Consider the following 17749-nt stretch of genomic DNA (forward strand, 5'->3'; position numbering starts at 1 on the left):
TAGATTATCCCTGATACTTGTATGGTTATCCCGATGATTAGCTCTTTTTCTGATAGCCGGGCAATCATCGATTAATTTCGCTTGCGACTTTGGCAGCATTTTGTAATGTGAAGCATATCCCAGTTCAATACTGGCTTGCATAAACAGCACACACCCTCTGCAGGAAAAAAATGCTATGAAAAACGTTGGTTTTATCGGCTGGCGCGGTATGGTCGGCTCTGTACTCATGCAACGCATGGTTGAAGAGCGCGATTTCGACGCTATCCGCCCGGTCTTCTTCTCCACTTCCCAGCTCGGCCAGGCTGCACCGTCCTTTGGTGGTACCACAGGCACGTTGCAGGATGCTTACGATCTGGAAGCGTTGAAGGCGCTGGACATTATTGTCACCTGCCAGGGCGGCGATTATACCAACGAAATTTACCCAAAGCTTCGTGAAAGCGGCTGGCAGGGCTACTGGATTGACGCGGCCTCTTCGCTGCGCATGAAAGACGATGCGATCATCATTCTTGACCCGGTTAACCAGGACGTCATCACGCACGGCCTGAATAACGGCGTGAAAACCTTCGTTGGCGGTAACTGTACGGTCAGCCTGATGCTGATGTCGCTGGGCGGTCTGTTTGCCCAGGATCTGGTGGAGTGGGTTTCTGTCGCCACCTACCAGGCGGCATCCGGCGGCGGTGCGCGTCATATGCGCGAGCTGCTGACCCAGATGGGCCAGCTGCAGCACAGCGTGGCAGAAGAGCTGGCCAATCCGGCGTCCGCTATTCTCGATATCGAGCGTAAAGTTACTCAGCTGACCCGCAGCGGCGAGCTGCCGGTGGATAACTTCGGCGTACCGCTGGCCGGTGGCCTGATCCCGTGGATCGACAAGCAGCTGGACAACGGCCAGACCCGCGAAGAGTGGAAAGGCCAGGCCGAGACCAACAAAATCCTGCGTACCTCTTCGGTGATCCCGGTTGACGGTCTGTGCGTGCGCATCGGCGCGCTGCGCTGCCACAGCCAGGCATTCACAATTAAAATGAAAAAAGATGTATCCATACAAACTGTGGAGGAATTGCTCGCGTCGCATAACCCGTGGGCAAAAGTCATCCCTAACGACCGCGACATCACCATGCGTGAACTGACCCCGGCTGCGGTCACCGGCACATTATCTACCCCTGTAGGACGTCTGCGTAAACTAAATATGGGGCCGGAGTACCTTTCCGCCTTTACCGTCGGCGACCAGCTTTTGTGGGGTGCCGCCGAGCCGCTGCGCCGGATGCTACGCCAACTGGCGTAATAAATACTTAATACTTAGGGGTGATTTATCACCCCTTTTTTTGCGTACTAAAGGACGAAAACGCAAATGATTCATTATTTTTCGGGAGTCATATAAAGCGTTGGCTATGCTTTATGCGGGATGTCACATATTCCGCCTGGAGGTTGGATGGAACAGAGAGGATGCACAAGGTGCTGTTCCGTTCAGGTCACATTAAGGTCGTACCCGGTGCGCGACAGGGGCGGCAACTAGAAAAACAGGATGAATACCATGTCCGTTCGTATTGATAGAGACGTGATTAATGCGCTTATTGCGGGTCACTTTGCGGATCCATTTTCTGTACTTGGCATGCACCGCACTGACGCTGGACTGGAAGTCCGGGCACTGCTACCTGACGCGACGGAAGTGTGGGTCATCGAACCCAAAACCGGTCGCAAGGTCGGTAAACTCGAATGTATTGATTCACGCGGCTTCTTCGCTGGCGTGATGGCCCGCCGTAAAAATGTCTTCCGTTATCAGCTCGCCGTCATCTGGCATGGCCAGCAAAACCTGATCGACGATCCCTATCGCTTCGGTCCGCTGTTGCAGGATATGGATGCCTGGCTGCTGTCGGAAGGGACGCACCTGCGTCCTTATGAGACGCTCGGCGCCCACGCCGATACCATGGACGGCGTGACCGGCACCCGCTTTACCGTCTGGGCACCGAATGCCCGCCGTGTCTCCGTAGTGGGGCAGTTCAACTACTGGGATGGCCGTCGCCACCCGATGCGCCTGCGTGGCGAGACCGGCATCTGGGAGCTGTTTATCCCGGGTGCGCAAAACGGCCAGCTGTACAAATACGAGCTGATCGATGCCCACGGCAAGCTGCGGATCAAAGCTGACCCCTATGCCTTCGAAGCGCAGATGCGCCCGGAAACCGCATCACTCATTTGTGGTCTGCCGGAGAAGGTTGCCCAGAGCGAAGAGCGCATCCGGGCCAACCAGTTCGATATGCCGATCTCCATTTATGAAGTCCATCTTGGCTCCTGGCGTCGTCATACCGATAACAACTTCTGGCTCAGCTACCGGGAATTGGCCGACCAGCTGATCCCGTATGTGAAATGGATGGGCTTTACCCATCTGGAGCTGCTGCCAATTAACGAACACCCGTTTGACGGCAGCTGGGGCTATCAGCCGACCGGCATGTATGCCCCGACCCGCCGCTTCGGCACCCGGGATGACTTCCGTTACTTTATCAACGCCGCCCACGCCGCCGGGCTGAACGTGATCCTCGACTGGGTGCCGGGCCACTTCCCGTCCGATGACTTTGGTCTGGCGGAGTTCGATGGCACCAACCTGTATGAGCACAGCGATCCTCGCGAAGGCTATCATCAGGACTGGAACACCCTGATCTACAACTATGGTCGTCGGGAAGTGACCAACTATCTGGTGGGCAACGCGCTCTACTGGATCGAGCGTTTCGGTATTGATGCCCTGCGCGTGGATGCCGTCGCCTCGATGATCTATCGCGACTACAGCCGCAAAGAGGGGGAGTGGATCCCGAACGAATTCGGCGGGCGTGAAAACCTCGAAGCCATTGAGTTCCTGCGTAACACCAACCGCATTCTCGGCGAGCAGACGCCGGGCGCGGTGACAATGGCGGAAGAGTCCACGGACTTTCCGGGCGTCTCCCGACCACCTTCGATGGGCGGCCTCGGCTTCTGGTTCAAGTGGAACCTCGGCTGGATGCACGACACCCTGGATTACATGAAGCTGGATCCGGTCCATCGCCAGTTCCACCACAATAAACTGACCTTCGGTATGCTCTACAACAGCACCGAAAACTTTGTTCTGCCGCTCTCCCACGACGAAGTGGTCCACGGCAAAAAATCGATTCTCGACCGCATGCCGGGCGACGCCTGGCAGAAGTTTGCCAACCTGCGTGCCTACTACGGCTGGATGTTCGCCTTCCCAGGCAAAAAACTGCTGTTTATGGGCAACGAGTTCGCCCAAGGCCGCGAGTGGAACCACGACACCAGCCTTGACTGGAACCTGCTGGAAGGGGGCGACAACTGGCACCACGGCGTGCAACGCCTGGTCCGCGACCTTAACCATACCTATCGCCACCACAAGGCCCTGCACGAGCTGGACTTTGATGATTACGGCTTCGAGTGGCTGGTGGTGGACGACAACGAGCGCTCGGTGCTGATCTTTGTCCGTCGTGACAAGGCGGGCAACGAAATCATCGTCGCCAGTAACTTCACCCCGGTCACGCGTCATCACTACCGTTTCGGCATCAATCAGCCTGGCAAATGGCGTGAAGTGCTGAACACCGACTCCATGCATTACCACGGCAGCAACGCGGGCAATGGCGGACTGGTGCAGAGCGATGAGCAGGAGAGCCATGGTCGACCACAGTCCCTGAGCCTCACCCTGCCGCCGCTGTCCACGATCTGGCTGGTGCGGGAGGGGGAATGACGCAGCTCGCTGCAGGTAGCCCGTCACCGCTCGGTGCAAGCTACGACGGCAAAGGGGTGAACTTCACCCTCTTTTCCGCCCATGCGGATCGGGTTGAACTCTGCGTGTTTGACGGCAAAGGCATTGAACACCGCTACGACCTGGTGGCCCGCAGTGGCGATATCTGGCATGGCTACCTTGAACATGCCAGACCCGGCACGCGGTATGGCTTCCGGGTTCATGGCCAGTGGGATCCGGCAAAAGGGCTGTTTTTTAACCCGGCCAAACTGCTGCTCGACCCCTGCGCCTGTCAGGTCGAGGGCACGCTGGACGATGACGTCCTGCTGCATGCCGGCAAACATACTCCCGATCACCGGGACAGTGCCGCGTCGGCACCTAAAAGCGTGGTGGTCTGCGACGATCGTTACGACTGGGAAGAGGACGCTGCCCCCAATATTCCCTGGGGCAGGACGGTTATCTATGAGGCCCACGTTAAGGGGCTGACGTATCTGCACCCCGGCATTCCGGAGGAGATCCGCGGCACCTACCGGGCGCTCGGTCATCCGGTGATGATTGCCTATTTTAAGCATCTCGGGATCACCGCCCTGGAATTATTACCGGTAGCCCATTTCGCCTCTGAGCCGCGTTTGCAGCGCCTCGGTCTGAGCAATTACTGGGGCTACAACCCGATGGCCATGTTTGCCCTCGATCCGCGCTACGCCTCGCATCCCGAGCAGGCGCGAGATGAGTTTCGTGATGCGGTGAAGGCGCTGCACGAAGCGGGTATTGAGGTCATTCTGGATATCGTGCTGAACCACAGCGCGGAACTGGATCTGGAAGGCCCGACGTTCTCCCTGCGCGGAATTGATAACCCTAGCTATTATTGGTTAAGGGAAGATGGCGATTACCACAACTGGACCGGTTGCGGTAACACGCTCAACCTCAGCCATCCGGCGGTGGCGCAGTACGCGTATGAATGCCTGAAGTACTGGGTGGAGACGTTCCACATTGACGGCTTTCGTTTTGACCTGGCGCCGGTGATGGGACGCACGCCGGAATACAGTCAGCAGGCGCCGCTGTTTGAGGCGATTAAGAACTGCCCGCTGCTGTCGGGCGTGAAGCTGATTGCAGAGCCCTGGGATATCGGCCCTGGCGGCTATCAGGTGGGGAATTTCCCGCCGCTGTTTGCCGAGTGGAACGACCACTATCGTGATGCCGCGCGCCGCTTCTGGCTGGCGCGGGATCTGTCACTCGGTCAGTTTGCCGGGCGTTTCGCCGCTTCCAGCGATCTGTTCAGGCGCAACGGGCGACTGCCCTCCGCGTCGATCAACCTGGTCACCGCACACGATGGGTTCACCCTGCGTGACTGCGTTTGTTTCAATCAGAAACACAATGAAGCCAATGGCGAAGAAAATCGTGACGGTACCTTCAATAACCACAGTTTTAACCATGGTATAGAAGGATTAAGTGGCAATCTGAATGTGATTGAGCGACGCCGCGCCAGCGTGCACGCGCTGCTCACCACGCTGCTTTTGTCGCAAGGAACGCCGATGTTGCTGGCAGGCGATGAACATGGCCACAGCCAGCACGGTAACAACAATGCGTATTGCCAGGACAACCCGTTAACCTGGCTGGACTGGCAACAGGCCAACAGTGGATTAGCCGACTTTACCGCTGCGCTGATCCATCTGCGTCAGCAGATCCCGGCGCTCACCCTGAATCAGTGGTGGGAAGAGGGCGACGGCAATGTTCGCTGGTTGAATAAAAAGGCGCAACCGTTAGACGCGCGTGAGTGGCAAAGCGGCGTGCCGTGCCTGCAAATCCTGCTTTCGGATAGCTGGCTTATCACGCTTAACGCCACAGATGAGGTCGCAGAAATAGTTTTACCCGAAGGGGAGTGGCGGGCTATCCCCCCATTTGCCGGAGAGGATAATCCGGTCGTTATGACTGCCTGGCATGGGCCTGCGCACGGTGTATGTGTATTCCAGAGATGATAATAAAAGGAGTTGATCATGGTTAGGTTAGATAAGAACGACCCTCTAATGTTGGCGCGCCAGCTGCCATTAAAATCTGTTGCCCTGATTCTGGCTGGCGGCCGCGGTACCCGATTAAAAGATTTAACCATTAAGCGCGCCAAGCCCGCCGTTCACTTCGGCGGTAAATTCCGTATTATCGATTTTGCCCTGTCAAACTGCCTGAACTCAGGCATTCGCCGTATTGGCGTGATCACCCAGTACCAGTCACACACTCTGGTGCAGCATATTCAGCGCGGCTGGTCGTTCTTCAGTGAGGAGATGAACGAGTTTGTCGACCTGTTACCTGCCCAACAGCGCGTTCACGGTGAAAACTGGTACCGCGGTACCGCCGATGCGGTGACGCAAAACCTCGATATCATCCGTCGCTACGACGCCGAGTACGTAGTGATCCTCGCCGGGGACCACATCTACAAGCAGGACTACTCGCGCATGCTCATCGACCACGTCGAAAAAGGGGCGCGCTGCACCGTGGCCTGTATGCCGGTGCCCGTTGCTGAAGCGACGGCCTTTGGCGTAATGGCGGTAGACGAAAACGATAAAGTGATCGAGTTCGTTGAAAAACCGGCGAACCCGCCGTCAATGCCAGGGGATGACACCAAAGCGCTGGCCAGTATGGGTATCTATGTCTTTGATGCAGATTACCTTTACCAGCTGCTGGAAGAAGACGACAAGGATGAAAAATCCAGCCACGACTTCGGCAAAGATATCATTCCGAAAATCACCAAATCTGGCATGGCCTATGCACATCCGTTCCCATTGTCCTGCGTGCAGTCCGATCCGAATTCAGAACCTTACTGGCGCGATGTCGGCACCCTGGAGGCGTACTGGAAGGCGAACCTCGATCTGGCGTCGGTGACCCCGGAACTGGACATGTACGACCATAACTGGCCGATCCGTACCCATATGGAATCGCTGCCGCCGGCAAAATTTGTCCAGGACCGTTCGGGCAGCCACGGCATGACGCTGAACTCGCTGGTCTCCGGCGGGTGCATTATCTCGGGCTCGGTGGTGGTGCAGTCGGTACTGTTCCCGCGCGTGCGGGTGAACTCCTTCTGCAATATTGATTCGTCAGTATTGTTACCCGACGTCTGGGTTGGCCGCTCGTGCCGCCTGCGTCGTTGCGTTATCGACCGTGCCTGCATCATTCCGGAAGGCATGGTAATTGGAGAAAATGCGGAAGAGGACGCGCGCCGTTTCTACCGCTCAGAAGAAGGCATCGTGCTGGTTACGCGTGAAATGCTGCGTAAACTGCAGATCAAACAGGAGCGATGATGCAGGTTTTACACGTTTGTTCTGAGATGTTCCCGTTGCTGAAAACCGGCGGGTTGGCGGATGTGATTGGTGCGCTACCGGCGGCGCAAATTGCCGGTGGGGTCGATACTCGCGTGCTGTTACCCGCTTTTCCCGATATTCGTCGCGGCATCCCTGACGCCCAGATTGTCAGCCGCCGCGATACCTTTGCCGGGCGCATCACATTACTGTTTGGTCATTACAATGGCGTGGGCATCTACCTGATTGACGCGCCGCATCTGTATGACCGCCCAGGGAGCCCGTACCACGACACTAACTTATTTGCCTATACCGACAATGTGCTGCGTTTCGCGCTGCTCGGCTGGGTCGGAGCGGAGATGGCCTCCGGGCTGGATCCGTTCTGGCGCCCGGACGTGGTGCATGCCCACGACTGGCACGCCGGGCTCGTGCCGGCGTACCTGGCGGCGCGTGGCCATCCGGCAAAGTCGGTCTTTACCGTGCATAACCTGGCCTATCAGGGGCTCTATTTAGCCAAACATATGGATGACATCGATCTGCCATGGTCGTTCTTTAATATTCATGGGCTGGAGTTCAACGGGCAGATTTCGTTCCTCAAGGCCGGGCTGTACTACGCGGATCACATCACCGCCGTCAGCCCGACCTACGCACGGGAGATCACCGAGCCGCAGTTTGGCAACGGCATGGAGGGGCTGCTCGCGCAACGTCAACGCGAAGGGCGCCTGTCGGGCATTCTCAACGGCGTGGATGAAAAAATCTGGAGTCCGGAGACCGATCTGCTGCTGGGCGCACGCTACAACCGTGATTCCGTGGAAGATAAGGCCGAGAACAAACGTCAGCTGCAGGTCGCCATGGGGCTGAAGGTCAACGACAAGGTGCCGCTGTTTGCGGTGGTGAGCCGTCTGACCAGTCAGAAAGGGCTGGATCTGGTGCTGGAGGCGCTGCCGGGCCTGCTGGAGCAGGGTGGGCAGCTGGCGCTGCTGGGCGCGGGCGATCCGGTATTGCAGGAGGGCTTCCTCGCGGCGGCCGCCGAGCATCCGGGCCAGGTTGGGGTGCAGATTGGCTATCACGAAGCCTTCTCGCACCGCATCATGGCGGGGGCCGACGTTATCCTGGTGCCGAGTCGTTTTGAGCCCTGCGGCTTAACCCAGCTGTATGGCCTGAAGTACGGCACGCTGCCGCTGGTGCGGCGTACCGGCGGGCTGGCGGATACCGTATCCGACACCTCGCTGGAGAACCTGGCAGACGGAATCGCCAGCGGATTTGTCTTTGAGGACAGTAATGCCTGGTCGCTGTTACGCGCGATTCGTCGTGCCTTTGTATTGTGGTCTCGTCCTTCTTTGTGGCGTTTTGTTCAGCGCCAGGCGATGGCCATGGATTTTAGCTGGCAAGTTGCGGCGCAGTCCTACCGCGATCTTTATCAACGCTTGATGTAACAATGCTGGAATCAGAGATATGAATGCACCTTTTTCCTATGCGTCTCCCACGGTGAGCATTGAGGCGTTAAAGCACTCGATCGCTTACAAGCTGATGTTCACCATCGGCAAAGATCCGGTGATTGCCAACAAACACGAATGGCTCAACGCCACCCTGTTTGCGGTACGCGACCGGCTGGTTGAGCGCTGGCTGCGCTCTAACCGCGCCCAGCTCTCACAGGAGACCCGTCAGGTTTACTATCTGTCGATGGAGTTTTTGATTGGCCGTACCCTCTCCAATGCCCTGTTGTCGCTCGGTATCTATGACGACGTCAAAACCGCGCTGGAAGAGATGGGGCTGGATTTAGAAGAGTTGATTGACGAAGAGAACGACCCCGGCTTAGGCAACGGCGGTCTTGGTCGCCTGGCGGCCTGCTTCCTCGATTCGCTGGCGACCCTCGCCCTGCCGGGACGTGGCTACGGTATTCGCTACGATTACGGCATGTTCAAACAGAACATCGTCGATGGACGGCAGAAAGAGTCCCCGGACTACTGGCTGGAGTACGGTAACCCGTGGGAGTTCAAGCGCCACAACACCCGCTATAAGGTCCGCTTCGGTGGCCGTATCCAGCAGGAAGGTAAAAAAATCCGCTGGGTCGAAACCGAAGAGATCCTGGCCGTGGCCTACGACCAGATTATCCCCGGCTACGACACCGACGCGACCAACACGCTGCGTCTGTGGAATGCCCAGGCCAGTAGCGCGATTAACCTCGGTAAATTCAACCAGGGCGACTACTTCGCGGCAGTGGAAGATAAAAACCACTCCGAGAACGTCTCCCGCGTGCTGTACCCGGACGACTCGACCTATTCCGGGCGCGAGCTGCGTCTGCGTCAGGAGTACTTCCTGGTCTCCGCGACCATCCAGGACATCCTGAGCCGCCACTACCAGCTGCACAAAACCTACGCCAACCTCGCGGAAAAAACCGCGATCCACCTCAACGATACCCACCCGGTGCTGTCGATCCCGGAACTGATGCGCGTGCTGATCGATGAGCACAAATTCAGCTGGGACGAGGCGTTCGAGGTGACCTGCCAGGTCTTCTCTTACACCAACCACACGTTGATGAGCGAAGCGCTGGAAACCTGGCCGGTGGACATGCTCGGCAAAATCCTGCCGCGCCACCTGCAGATCATCTTTGAAATTAACGACTTCTTCCTGAAAACGTTGCAGGAGCAGTATCCGCACGACACCGGTCTGCTGAGCCGCACCTCCATCATTGAAGAGTCCAACGGCCGTCGGGTACGCATGGCGTGGCTGGCGGTGGTGATCAGCCACAAGGTCAACGGCGTGTCGGAGCTGCACTCCAACCTGATGGTGCAGTCGCTGTTTGCCGACTTCGCCAAAATCTTCCCGATGCGCTTCTGCAACGTGACCAACGGCGTGACGCCGCGTCGCTGGCTGGCGCTGGCGAACCAGCCGCTCTCCGAGGTGCTGGATGAGAACATTGGCCGCAACTGGCGTACCGATTTAAGCCAGCTGAGTGAGCTGGAACAGCACTCTGACTTCCCGACGGTGAATAAAGCGGTACGTGATGCCAAGCTGCTGAACAAGAAGCGGCTGGCGGTATGGATGGCGCTGCACCTGAACGTGGTCGCCAACCCGAAAGCGCTGTTCGACGTGCAGATCAAACGTATCCATGAGTACAAACGTCAGCTGATGAACGTGCTGCACGTGATCACCCGCTACAACCGCATCAAGGCCGATCCTGATGCCGACTGGGTGCCGCGCGTGAACATCTTCGCCGGTAAAGCCGCCTCGGCGTACTACATGGCGAAGCACATCATTCACCTGATCAACGACGTGGCGAAGGTGATCAACAACGATCCGCAGATTGGTGACAAGCTGAAGGTCGTCTTTATCCCGAACTACAGCGTAAGCCTGGCACAGCTGATCATCCCGGCTGCCGATCTCTCCGAGCAGATCTCCACCGCGGGCACTGAAGCCTCCGGCACCAGTAACATGAAATTTGCCCTTAACGGCGCGCTGACCATCGGCACGCTGGATGGCGCGAATGTCGAGATGCTGGAGCATGTGGGCGAAGAGAATATCTTCATCTTCGGTAACACCACGGAAGAGGTTGAAGCGCTGCGTGCGAAGGGCTACTCGCCGCGTGATTATTACGAGCAGGATGAAGAGCTGCGTCAGGTGCTGACCCAGATCGGCACTGGCCTGTTCAACCCGGACGAGCCTGGCCGCTATCGCGACCTGGTGGATTCACTGATTAACTTCGGGGACCATTACCAGGTGCTGGCGGACTACCGCAGCTATGTGGACTGTCAGGACAGGGTTGATGAGCTGTATCGCAAGCCGGAAGAGTGGACCACAAAAGCGATGCACAACATCGCCAACATGGGCTACTTCTCGTCAGACAGAACCATCAAAGAGTATGCCGACACCATCTGGCATATTGATCCGGTTAGGTTGTAAAAAATGCCGGGTGGCGGCTTCGCCTTACCCGGCCTACGATCCTGTGTCTTTTGTAGGCCCGGTAAGCGTTAGCGCCACCGGGCATTACTCTCAGGACGCCAACGACAGCTCACGCTTTGCCGCACGCTGGGCCAGCCACAGCGCCACGCGGGACTCCTGCTCCGCATTCAGCCACATCCCCTGCTTTGTACGACGCCACAGCGCATCGTCCGCGCGGCGTACCCACTCGTGGTCGACTAAATAGCGCAACTCCGCCTCGTAGAACTCGTGACCGAAATGCTCCCCCAGATCGCTGAGATCCTTCGCCTCATTCAGGATCACCTCACTGTTGCTACCGTAGGTGCGGGCAAAGTGCCGGGCCATGGATTCGCTGATAAACGGATAGCGACGACGCAATTTCGCCGCGTAGTCATCGCGGTTGCCGCCGATATCACCGCCGGGCAGCACTGCGCCTTTGGTCCACGCCGGGCCGATACCCTGATAGAACGGAGCCAGTTTTTCCATCGCATGCTCAGCCAGCTTACGATAGGTGGTCAGCTTGCCGCCAAACACCGACAGCAGCGGCGCCTTGCCGTGGTCATCGTGAATATCAAGGGTGTAATCGCGGGTGATGGCCTGCGGTGAGTCGGACTCGTCATCGCACAGCGGACGCACCCCGGAATAGCTCCAGACCACATCGTCACGCCCCAGCGATTTCTTAAAGTGGGCGTTATAGACTTTCAGCAGATAGCTGATTTCGCTCTCGTCAATGGCGACGCTTTTCGGATCGCCTTTGTACTCCACGTCGGTGGTGCCGATGATAGAGAACTCATCCATCCACGGGATCACAAACACGATGCGCTTATCTTCGTTTTGCAGGATATAGGCCTGCTTCTGGGTATGCACCCGCGGCACCACGATATGGCTGCCCTTGATCAGGCGGATGCCATACGGCGACGGGAGCTGCATCCCCTGGTCAAAGAACTGTTTCACCCACGGGCCGGTAGCGTTCACCAGACCGCGCGCCTGCCAGCTGAAACGCTCGCCGGTATCAATATCTTCGGCCTCGACGATCCACATCCCGTTTTCGCGACGCGCGGAGACCGCGCGGGTGCGGGTTTTCACCTCACCGCCTTTGCGTTCAACCATTTGCGCGTTAGCGAGCACCAGGCGGGCATCGTCCACCCAGCAGTCGGAATATTCGAATCCGCGCACGATTTCAGGCTTCAGCACCGAGTCTGCGCCAAAACGCACACCGGCAGAGGCGGGCAGGCTGGTGCGTTTACCCAGGTGATCGTACATAAACAGACCGATGCGGATCATCCACGCCGGACGCAGATGCGGGCGGTGCGGGAGACGAAAACGCATTGGGGTCGCGATATGGGGGGCCATTTTCAACAGCACTTCACGCTCGGCCAGCGCTTCACTGACCAGGCGGAACTCGTAATGCTCCAGATAACGCAGGCCACCGTGGATCAGCTTAGAGCTGGCGGAGGAGGTGGCGCAGGCGAGATCCTGCGCTTCCAGCATCAGGACAGATAAGCCGCGGCCGGCAGCGTCCGCCGCAATGCCCGCTCCGTTGATTCCGCCACCGATAACAATCAGATCTTTGGTTTCCATTGTATCCTCACGCACTTTCGTTAAAGCTCAAAAATGTTCGATATCGCTCATATTAGCAAAGGAAATGGATTTTAGTAACATCAAAAAAACAATTTTGAGTGATACAGCTAACATAATGGCGTTTACCCGCCGCCAGGACTTACACTAGCCGATAATATAGTGAAGGCATCAGGCCGCACTGCACCTGAATAGACAACAGAGAGCACCATGGAACATTTTGAATGTATTAATGTAGAAGAAGCCCACCAGAAGATGCATCAGGGACTGGCAGTGCTGGTCGATATCCGCGATCCGCAAAGCTTTGCGATGGGCCATACGCCGGGCGCGTTTCACCTGACCAACGCCTCTCTGAGCACCTTTATGCAGGAAAACGACTTCGAGACCCCGGTGATGGTGATGTGCTATCACGGCAACAGCAGCAAAGGCGCGGCGCAATACCTGCTGCAGCAGGGCTTTGAAGCGGTCTACAGCGTGGACGGCGGATTCGATGCATGGCACCGTCATTTCCCGGCAGAAGTCGAGCACGCCGGCATTTAGGGTATATACTGTCCCCTTTTGTGTGGAATAAGCGACTGTCGCCGATGCTGATGATTACCTCTTTTACCAACCCGCGCGTCGCCCAGGCGTTTGTCGACTACATGGCGACGCAGGGTGTTATCCTCACCATTCAACAACATAACCAGACCGACGTCTGGCTGGCGGATGAGAGCCAGGCTGCCCGGGTCAACGCCGAACTGGCGCGTTTTCTGGAAAACCCCGGCGATGCGCGCTATCTGGCGGCAAGCTGGCAGTCGGGCCATACCGGCAGCGGGCTGCACTACCAGCGCTTTCCTTTCCTGGCGACCCTGCGCGAACGCGCGGGGCCGTTCACCCTGGTATTAATGGCGGCCTGTATCCTGGTCTTCATTCTGATGAGCGTGGTGGGCGATCAGCAGGTGATGCTGATGCTGGCCTGGCCGTATGACGCCTCGGTTGAGTTCGAGTTCTGGCGCTACTTCACCCACGCGCTGATGCACTTCTCGATTATGCATATCCTCTTTAACCTGCTGTGGTGGTGGTATCTCGGCGGGGCGGTGGAGAAACGGCTCGGCAGCGGCAAGCTCATCGTCCTCACCCTTATCAGCGCGTTGCTCAGCGGCTTTATCCAGCATAAGTTTGGCGGCCCGTGGTTTGGCGGCCTCTCCGGCGTGGTCTACGCCCTGATGGGCTATGTCTGGCTGCGCGGCGAGCGCGATCCGCAGAGCGGGATTTATCTGCCGCGCGGGTTAATGGCCTTTGCCTTAATCTGGATTATTGCCGGATGGTTTGATCTGTTTGGAATGGCGATTGCCAACGGTGCCCACGTGGCCGGACTGGCGGTCGGGCTGGCGATGGCGTTTGCCGATACGCTACATGCGCGAAAACGAACATAATTCTGGCAGGGAACTCTGATGAAACAAACACAACGTCATGACGCCATTATTGATCTGGTGAAAAAGCAGGGATACGTCAGCACCGAAGAGCTGGTGGAGCAGTTTGCCGTCAGCCCGCAGACCATCCGTCGGGACCTCAACGATCTGGCCGACCAGAACCGCATTCTGCGCCACCACGGCGGCGCGGCGCTGCCGTCCAGCTCGGTGAATACCCCCTGGCACGATCGCAAGGCGACGCAGACCTCCGAGAAGGAGCGCATTGCCCGCAAGGTGGCGAGCCAGATCCCGAACGGCGCGACGCTGTTTATCGACATCGGCACCACGCCGGAAGCGGTGGCCCACGCCCTGCTGAACCATGAGAACCTGCGGGTTGTCACCAACAACCTTAACGTGGCCACCACCCTGATGCAGAAAGAGGATTTTCGCATCATCCTGGCGGGCGGCGAGCTGCGCAGCCGTGACGGCGGCATTATTGGCGAAGCAACCCTCGACTTTATCTCCCAGTTCCGCCTCGACTTCGGCATCCTCGGCATCAGCGGCATCGATACCGACGGTTCACTGCTGGAGTTTGACTATCATGAAGTGCGCACCAAGCGGGCGATCATTGAGAACTCGCGCCACGTGATGCTGGTGGTGGATCACTCGAAGTTTGGCCGTAACGCGATGGTCAATATGGGCAGCATCAGCATGGTGAACGCGGTCTATACCGACGTGATGCCGCCTGAAGGGGTGCTGAAAGTGATTCGGGATAATAAGTTGCAGTTAGAGCTGTGCTGAAATCTGGGAAACCGTAGGCCCGGCAAGCGTAGCGCCGCCGGGCAATGAATTACACCCCGTACCCCATCATCTTCAACAGCTGCTGCGCATGCAGCACCGCATCCTGACGGTGGGCGACGCCCAGCTTCTGATACAGATTGCGGATATGCGTTTTGATGGTGGTGGCCGCCACGGCCAGCTCACCGGCAATCTGCTCGTTGCTGTAGCCTGAGTAGATCAGCCCCAGCACCTGCCACTCACGCTGGGTCAGCGGGCTGGTGCGGATCAGTTCCGGCACTTCCGGATGGGTCAGCAGACGCTCCACGAAGGTCTCATCGAAATGGGCAAACTTGTGGCGGTGATGCTGGTTAATCTCCCGCAGGATACGCTGGGCACGATGCTGGTCCAGCTCCGGCAGGGTGTTGAGCTGAATCAGCTGGCGCAGCTGCTGCGCCATGGTCTCGCCTTCAATCACAAAGTGGCTGATAAACCCGGTGCGGTTCGCCAGCTGCAGCGCTTCGAGCAGCACGCGCTGAGCGTCATTCTTGCGACCGGACTGCCAGTAAAGCTGGTTCTGCAGCAGCAGGTTGCGGTTCACATCGCTCATCAGACGCAGGCTGCGGGCATTTTCATTTAACTCTTCCAGCACCATCTCAGCCGGTTCAAATTCGCCTAACAGGATCTGCGCCCGGGCAATGTTGCGCCACTGGCTCTGCAGGAAGTGGTTATTGGCAAACTCCGGCTTCGGCGTCTGGCGCAGCCAGTTGGCCGCCGATTTTTTGTCGCCGGTCATCTGCCAGTAAATCACCCGTACCTTATCGGCGTTGGACACCCAGTCGCTGTGATACTGACCGTTGCCGAGCAGGTTCTCCAGACGGTTAAGGTGGTTACGGGCGTTGTCCAGATCGCCGCGCGCCAGCGAGCACTGCACCAGCAGGCCCAGACACTGCAGCTGCTGCTGCGGCTGATAGGTGGAGAGCACATTCACCCCATGACGGGCGGTGGTTTCGGCTTCGTCCAGTCGGGCCCAGGCCCACAGCAGCTGAGCGCGAATGCGCAGCAGGAACTCGTGCATCGGCAGCTGTTCCAGGTGCTGATCGCGGATCAGGGTGAAGGCTTTCTCCTGGGTCTCCCAGGCGGCCTGCAGGAAGCCCTGGGCAAACAAAATTTCGCTCTGCTGGATCAGGCTCCACAGGGCGTAATGCCAGACGTCATGGCGACGCGCCATCTGTTCCGTCTGCTGCATCAGCGACAGGGAGTGGGTAAGGTCGCCCTTACAGTGCAACACTTCGCCATGCACCGAAGTGGCAACGATACGGCTGTAGAAGTTCGCCAGCGGCAGCGCCTCCAGCGCCCCCAGAGCCAGGCGCTGAGCCTCTTCCGGGTTGCCGTCGTTGATGGCCACCTGCGCGCGTAGGGCGTTGAATTCGCCATGCAGGGCGGCGTCCATCTCGCCTTTCATCTCCTGCTCGGCGCGGGCCAACAGGGTATTCACTTCGCTGTAGCGGTGCTGGCTCTGCATCAGCCAGGCCTGCAGTAGCACCAGACGCGGGTTCTCCAGCAGGCTCTCCCACGGCAGCGCTTTTAATGACTCCTCCAGCAGGGCCAGCTCGCTGTGGTTAAACAGGCTCCAGGCGTGATTGAGCAGAATATCGCGCAGCATATGGGCATCGCCCGCTGCAAGGGCGTGGTGAATGGCCTCGCTCGGGAAGCCCTGCGCCATCCAGCTCTCGGCGGCGGCGCGGTGGATTTCCGGTAATTCGGTGGCCAGCTCCCACTGACAGCGTTGGCGCAGGAAGCTGCCAAACAGTGGGTGGTAGCTGAACCACTCGCCGGAGTCGTCCATGCGCTGCAGGAACAACCCCTGACGCTCGATCTCTTCCAGACGCATCTGGCCGTTATCTTCCCCGGTGACGCGCACGATCAGCGCATCGTTCATCGAGCGCAGCAGGGAGCTTTTCAGCAGGAACTGACGGGTGGATTGATCGACGCTGTCGAGCACCTCATCCACCAGGTAATCGGAGAGATGGCTGGCATTGATCCCCGACAGGCGACGGGCGGATTGCTGCGTCGAGCTGTTGTTATGTCGGGCCGACAGGGCAATCAGCTGCAGGGCGGTCGCCCAGCCTGCCACGTCGTCGCACAGGCGGCTGCTTTCAGCCACCTCGATAGGGGATTTCAGGCGGCAGTCAAAGAACTGCTTTGCCTCCTGATGGGTAAAGGAGAGCTGTTGGCTGCCCACTTCCAGCAGCTGATCGCGCACCCGCAGGTTGGCAATGCCCAGCTGCGGCAGGTTGCGCGACAGGATCACCAGGGTCAGGTTTTCCGGCTGGTGGCGCAGGAAAAAGCGCATCGACTCGTGGATAACCGGGTTAGTGATCAGGTGGTAGTCATCAATCACCAGATAGAGCGGGCGATGCCATTCGGCCAGCTCAATAAACAGCTGCGAAAACAGGGAAGAGAGGCTGGCGTACTGGCGCTTTTGCACCATCACTTCGCTGGTCACACAGTGTCCATTGGTCGCCTGCTGAATGGCGGCGATCAGATAGCTGGCAAAACGCTCCTGCTGGTTATCGCCCTCATCGAGGGAGTACCAGCCGAGATCGGTCTTGCCGGAAGCCCACTGTGAAATGAGCGTGGTTTTGCCGTAGCCTGCAGGGCTCGTTACCAGCGCCAGTCGAAAATTGTTCGCGCCGGAAAGTTTCGCCAGCAGGCGTTCGCGGACCACAGTATGGTCAAGACGAACCGGGCGACTTAATTTGGACGGAATCAACATAGGTTTCACTTCACTGTGTGGAAATCGAGATTTTTGATTTTTTTTGCGCTTCGTAATTAATCCTTATAAGGTCGGTCAGAAAGACTTTTATTGCAAGTTATGTCGGGGTTTTATGTCCCTTAATTTGCACTGGGTCACAAAAATATATGCAGGGGTGAGGGAACTTTTCTGATGGGCCTCGAAAGCGCATGGATACTGGGATGGCGCGTTTCCAGGAGGTTAAGCATAAAAAGGAACAGAGAAGCTAAAGGCGGTGAAAAGTTAATTAAGTCCCGGAATGGTTGCGCGCGTAAAATAACATTCC

At 57.9% G+C, this 17749-nt stretch carries 11 protein-coding genes; 9 read left to right on the plus strand and 2 right to left on the minus strand.

What is annotated here, in order from left to right:
• The first annotated feature begins 175 nt into the window (after nucleotides 1–175).
• From asd to glgP, 6 genes are all read left to right on the plus strand, one after another.
• A complete protein-coding gene (gene asd / locus M8318_RS07185; protein WP_106995234.1) occupies nucleotides 176–1279 on the plus strand; it encodes an aspartate-semialdehyde dehydrogenase in 1104 nt (367 codons plus the stop codon).
• A 249-nt stretch (nucleotides 1280–1528) separates the two neighbouring features.
• Complete coding sequence (glgB, locus tag M8318_RS07190) at nucleotides 1529–3715, plus strand: 1,4-alpha-glucan branching enzyme (RefSeq protein ID WP_106995233.1); 2187 nt, start codon at nucleotides 1529–1531, stop codon at nucleotides 3713–3715.
• The gene (gene glgX / locus M8318_RS07195) at nucleotides 3712–5688 is read left to right on the plus strand and encodes a glycogen debranching protein GlgX (protein WP_262661715.1); all 1977 of its coding nucleotides are present in this window, start codon (nucleotides 3712–3714) and stop codon (nucleotides 5686–5688) included. Before glgB ends, glgX begins: the two co-directional genes overlap by 4 nt.
• Before the next feature lie 18 nt (nucleotides 5689–5706).
• Entirely contained in the window at nucleotides 5707–7002 is a 1296-nt protein-coding gene (glgC, locus tag M8318_RS07200) for a glucose-1-phosphate adenylyltransferase (RefSeq protein WP_106995231.1), read from the plus strand.
• Nucleotides 7002–8435 (plus strand): glycogen synthase GlgA, encoded by a 1434-nt coding sequence (glgA, locus tag M8318_RS07205; protein WP_262661716.1) that lies wholly within the window; start codon nucleotides 7002–7004, stop codon nucleotides 8433–8435. The genes glgC and glgA overlap by 1 nt, the downstream gene beginning before the upstream one ends.
• A gap of 19 nt (nucleotides 8436–8454) precedes the next feature.
• A complete protein-coding gene (gene glgP, locus M8318_RS07210; protein WP_106995229.1) occupies nucleotides 8455–10902 on the plus strand; it encodes a glycogen phosphorylase in 2448 nt (815 codons plus the stop codon).
• A 90-nt stretch (nucleotides 10903–10992) separates the two neighbouring features.
• Here the strand turns inward: glgP and glpD are convergent, their stop codons facing one another.
• A complete protein-coding gene (gene glpD, locus M8318_RS07215; RefSeq protein WP_262661717.1) occupies nucleotides 10993–12501 on the minus strand; it encodes a glycerol-3-phosphate dehydrogenase in 1509 nt (502 codons plus the stop codon).
• Between the two features lie 207 nt (nucleotides 12502–12708).
• Here glpD and glpE point away from each other — a divergent pair, with 207 nt between their 5' ends.
• Genes glpE through M8318_RS07230 form a run of 3 tightly spaced genes read left to right on the plus strand, consistent with a single transcriptional unit; the run spans nucleotide 12709 to nucleotide 14690 of the window.
• A complete protein-coding gene (glpE, locus tag M8318_RS07220) occupies nucleotides 12709–13038 on the plus strand; it encodes a thiosulfate sulfurtransferase GlpE (RefSeq protein WP_262661718.1) in 330 nt (109 codons plus the stop codon).
• Between the two features lie 44 nt (nucleotides 13039–13082).
• Entirely contained in the window at nucleotides 13083–13913 is an 831-nt protein-coding gene (gene glpG, locus M8318_RS07225) for a rhomboid family intramembrane serine protease GlpG (RefSeq protein ID WP_262661719.1), read from the plus strand.
• A gap of 18 nt (nucleotides 13914–13931) precedes the next feature.
• Nucleotides 13932–14690, plus strand: coding sequence for a DeoR/GlpR family transcriptional regulator (locus M8318_RS07230; RefSeq protein WP_262661720.1), 759 nt, complete (start codon nucleotides 13932–13934; stop codon nucleotides 14688–14690).
• Between the two features lie 49 nt (nucleotides 14691–14739).
• On the opposite strand, the gene malT is transcribed toward M8318_RS07230, so the two are convergent.
• Nucleotides 14740–17445 (minus strand): HTH-type transcriptional regulator MalT, encoded by a 2706-nt coding sequence (malT, locus tag M8318_RS07235; RefSeq protein ID WP_262661721.1) that lies wholly within the window; start codon nucleotides 17443–17445, stop codon nucleotides 14740–14742.
• Nucleotides 17446–17749 lie beyond the last annotated feature (304 nt).

Source organism: Leclercia tamurae, from assembly GCF_025566055.1.
GTDB classification, from domain to species: Bacteria; Pseudomonadota; Gammaproteobacteria; order Enterobacterales; family Enterobacteriaceae; genus Enterobacter; species Enterobacter tamurae.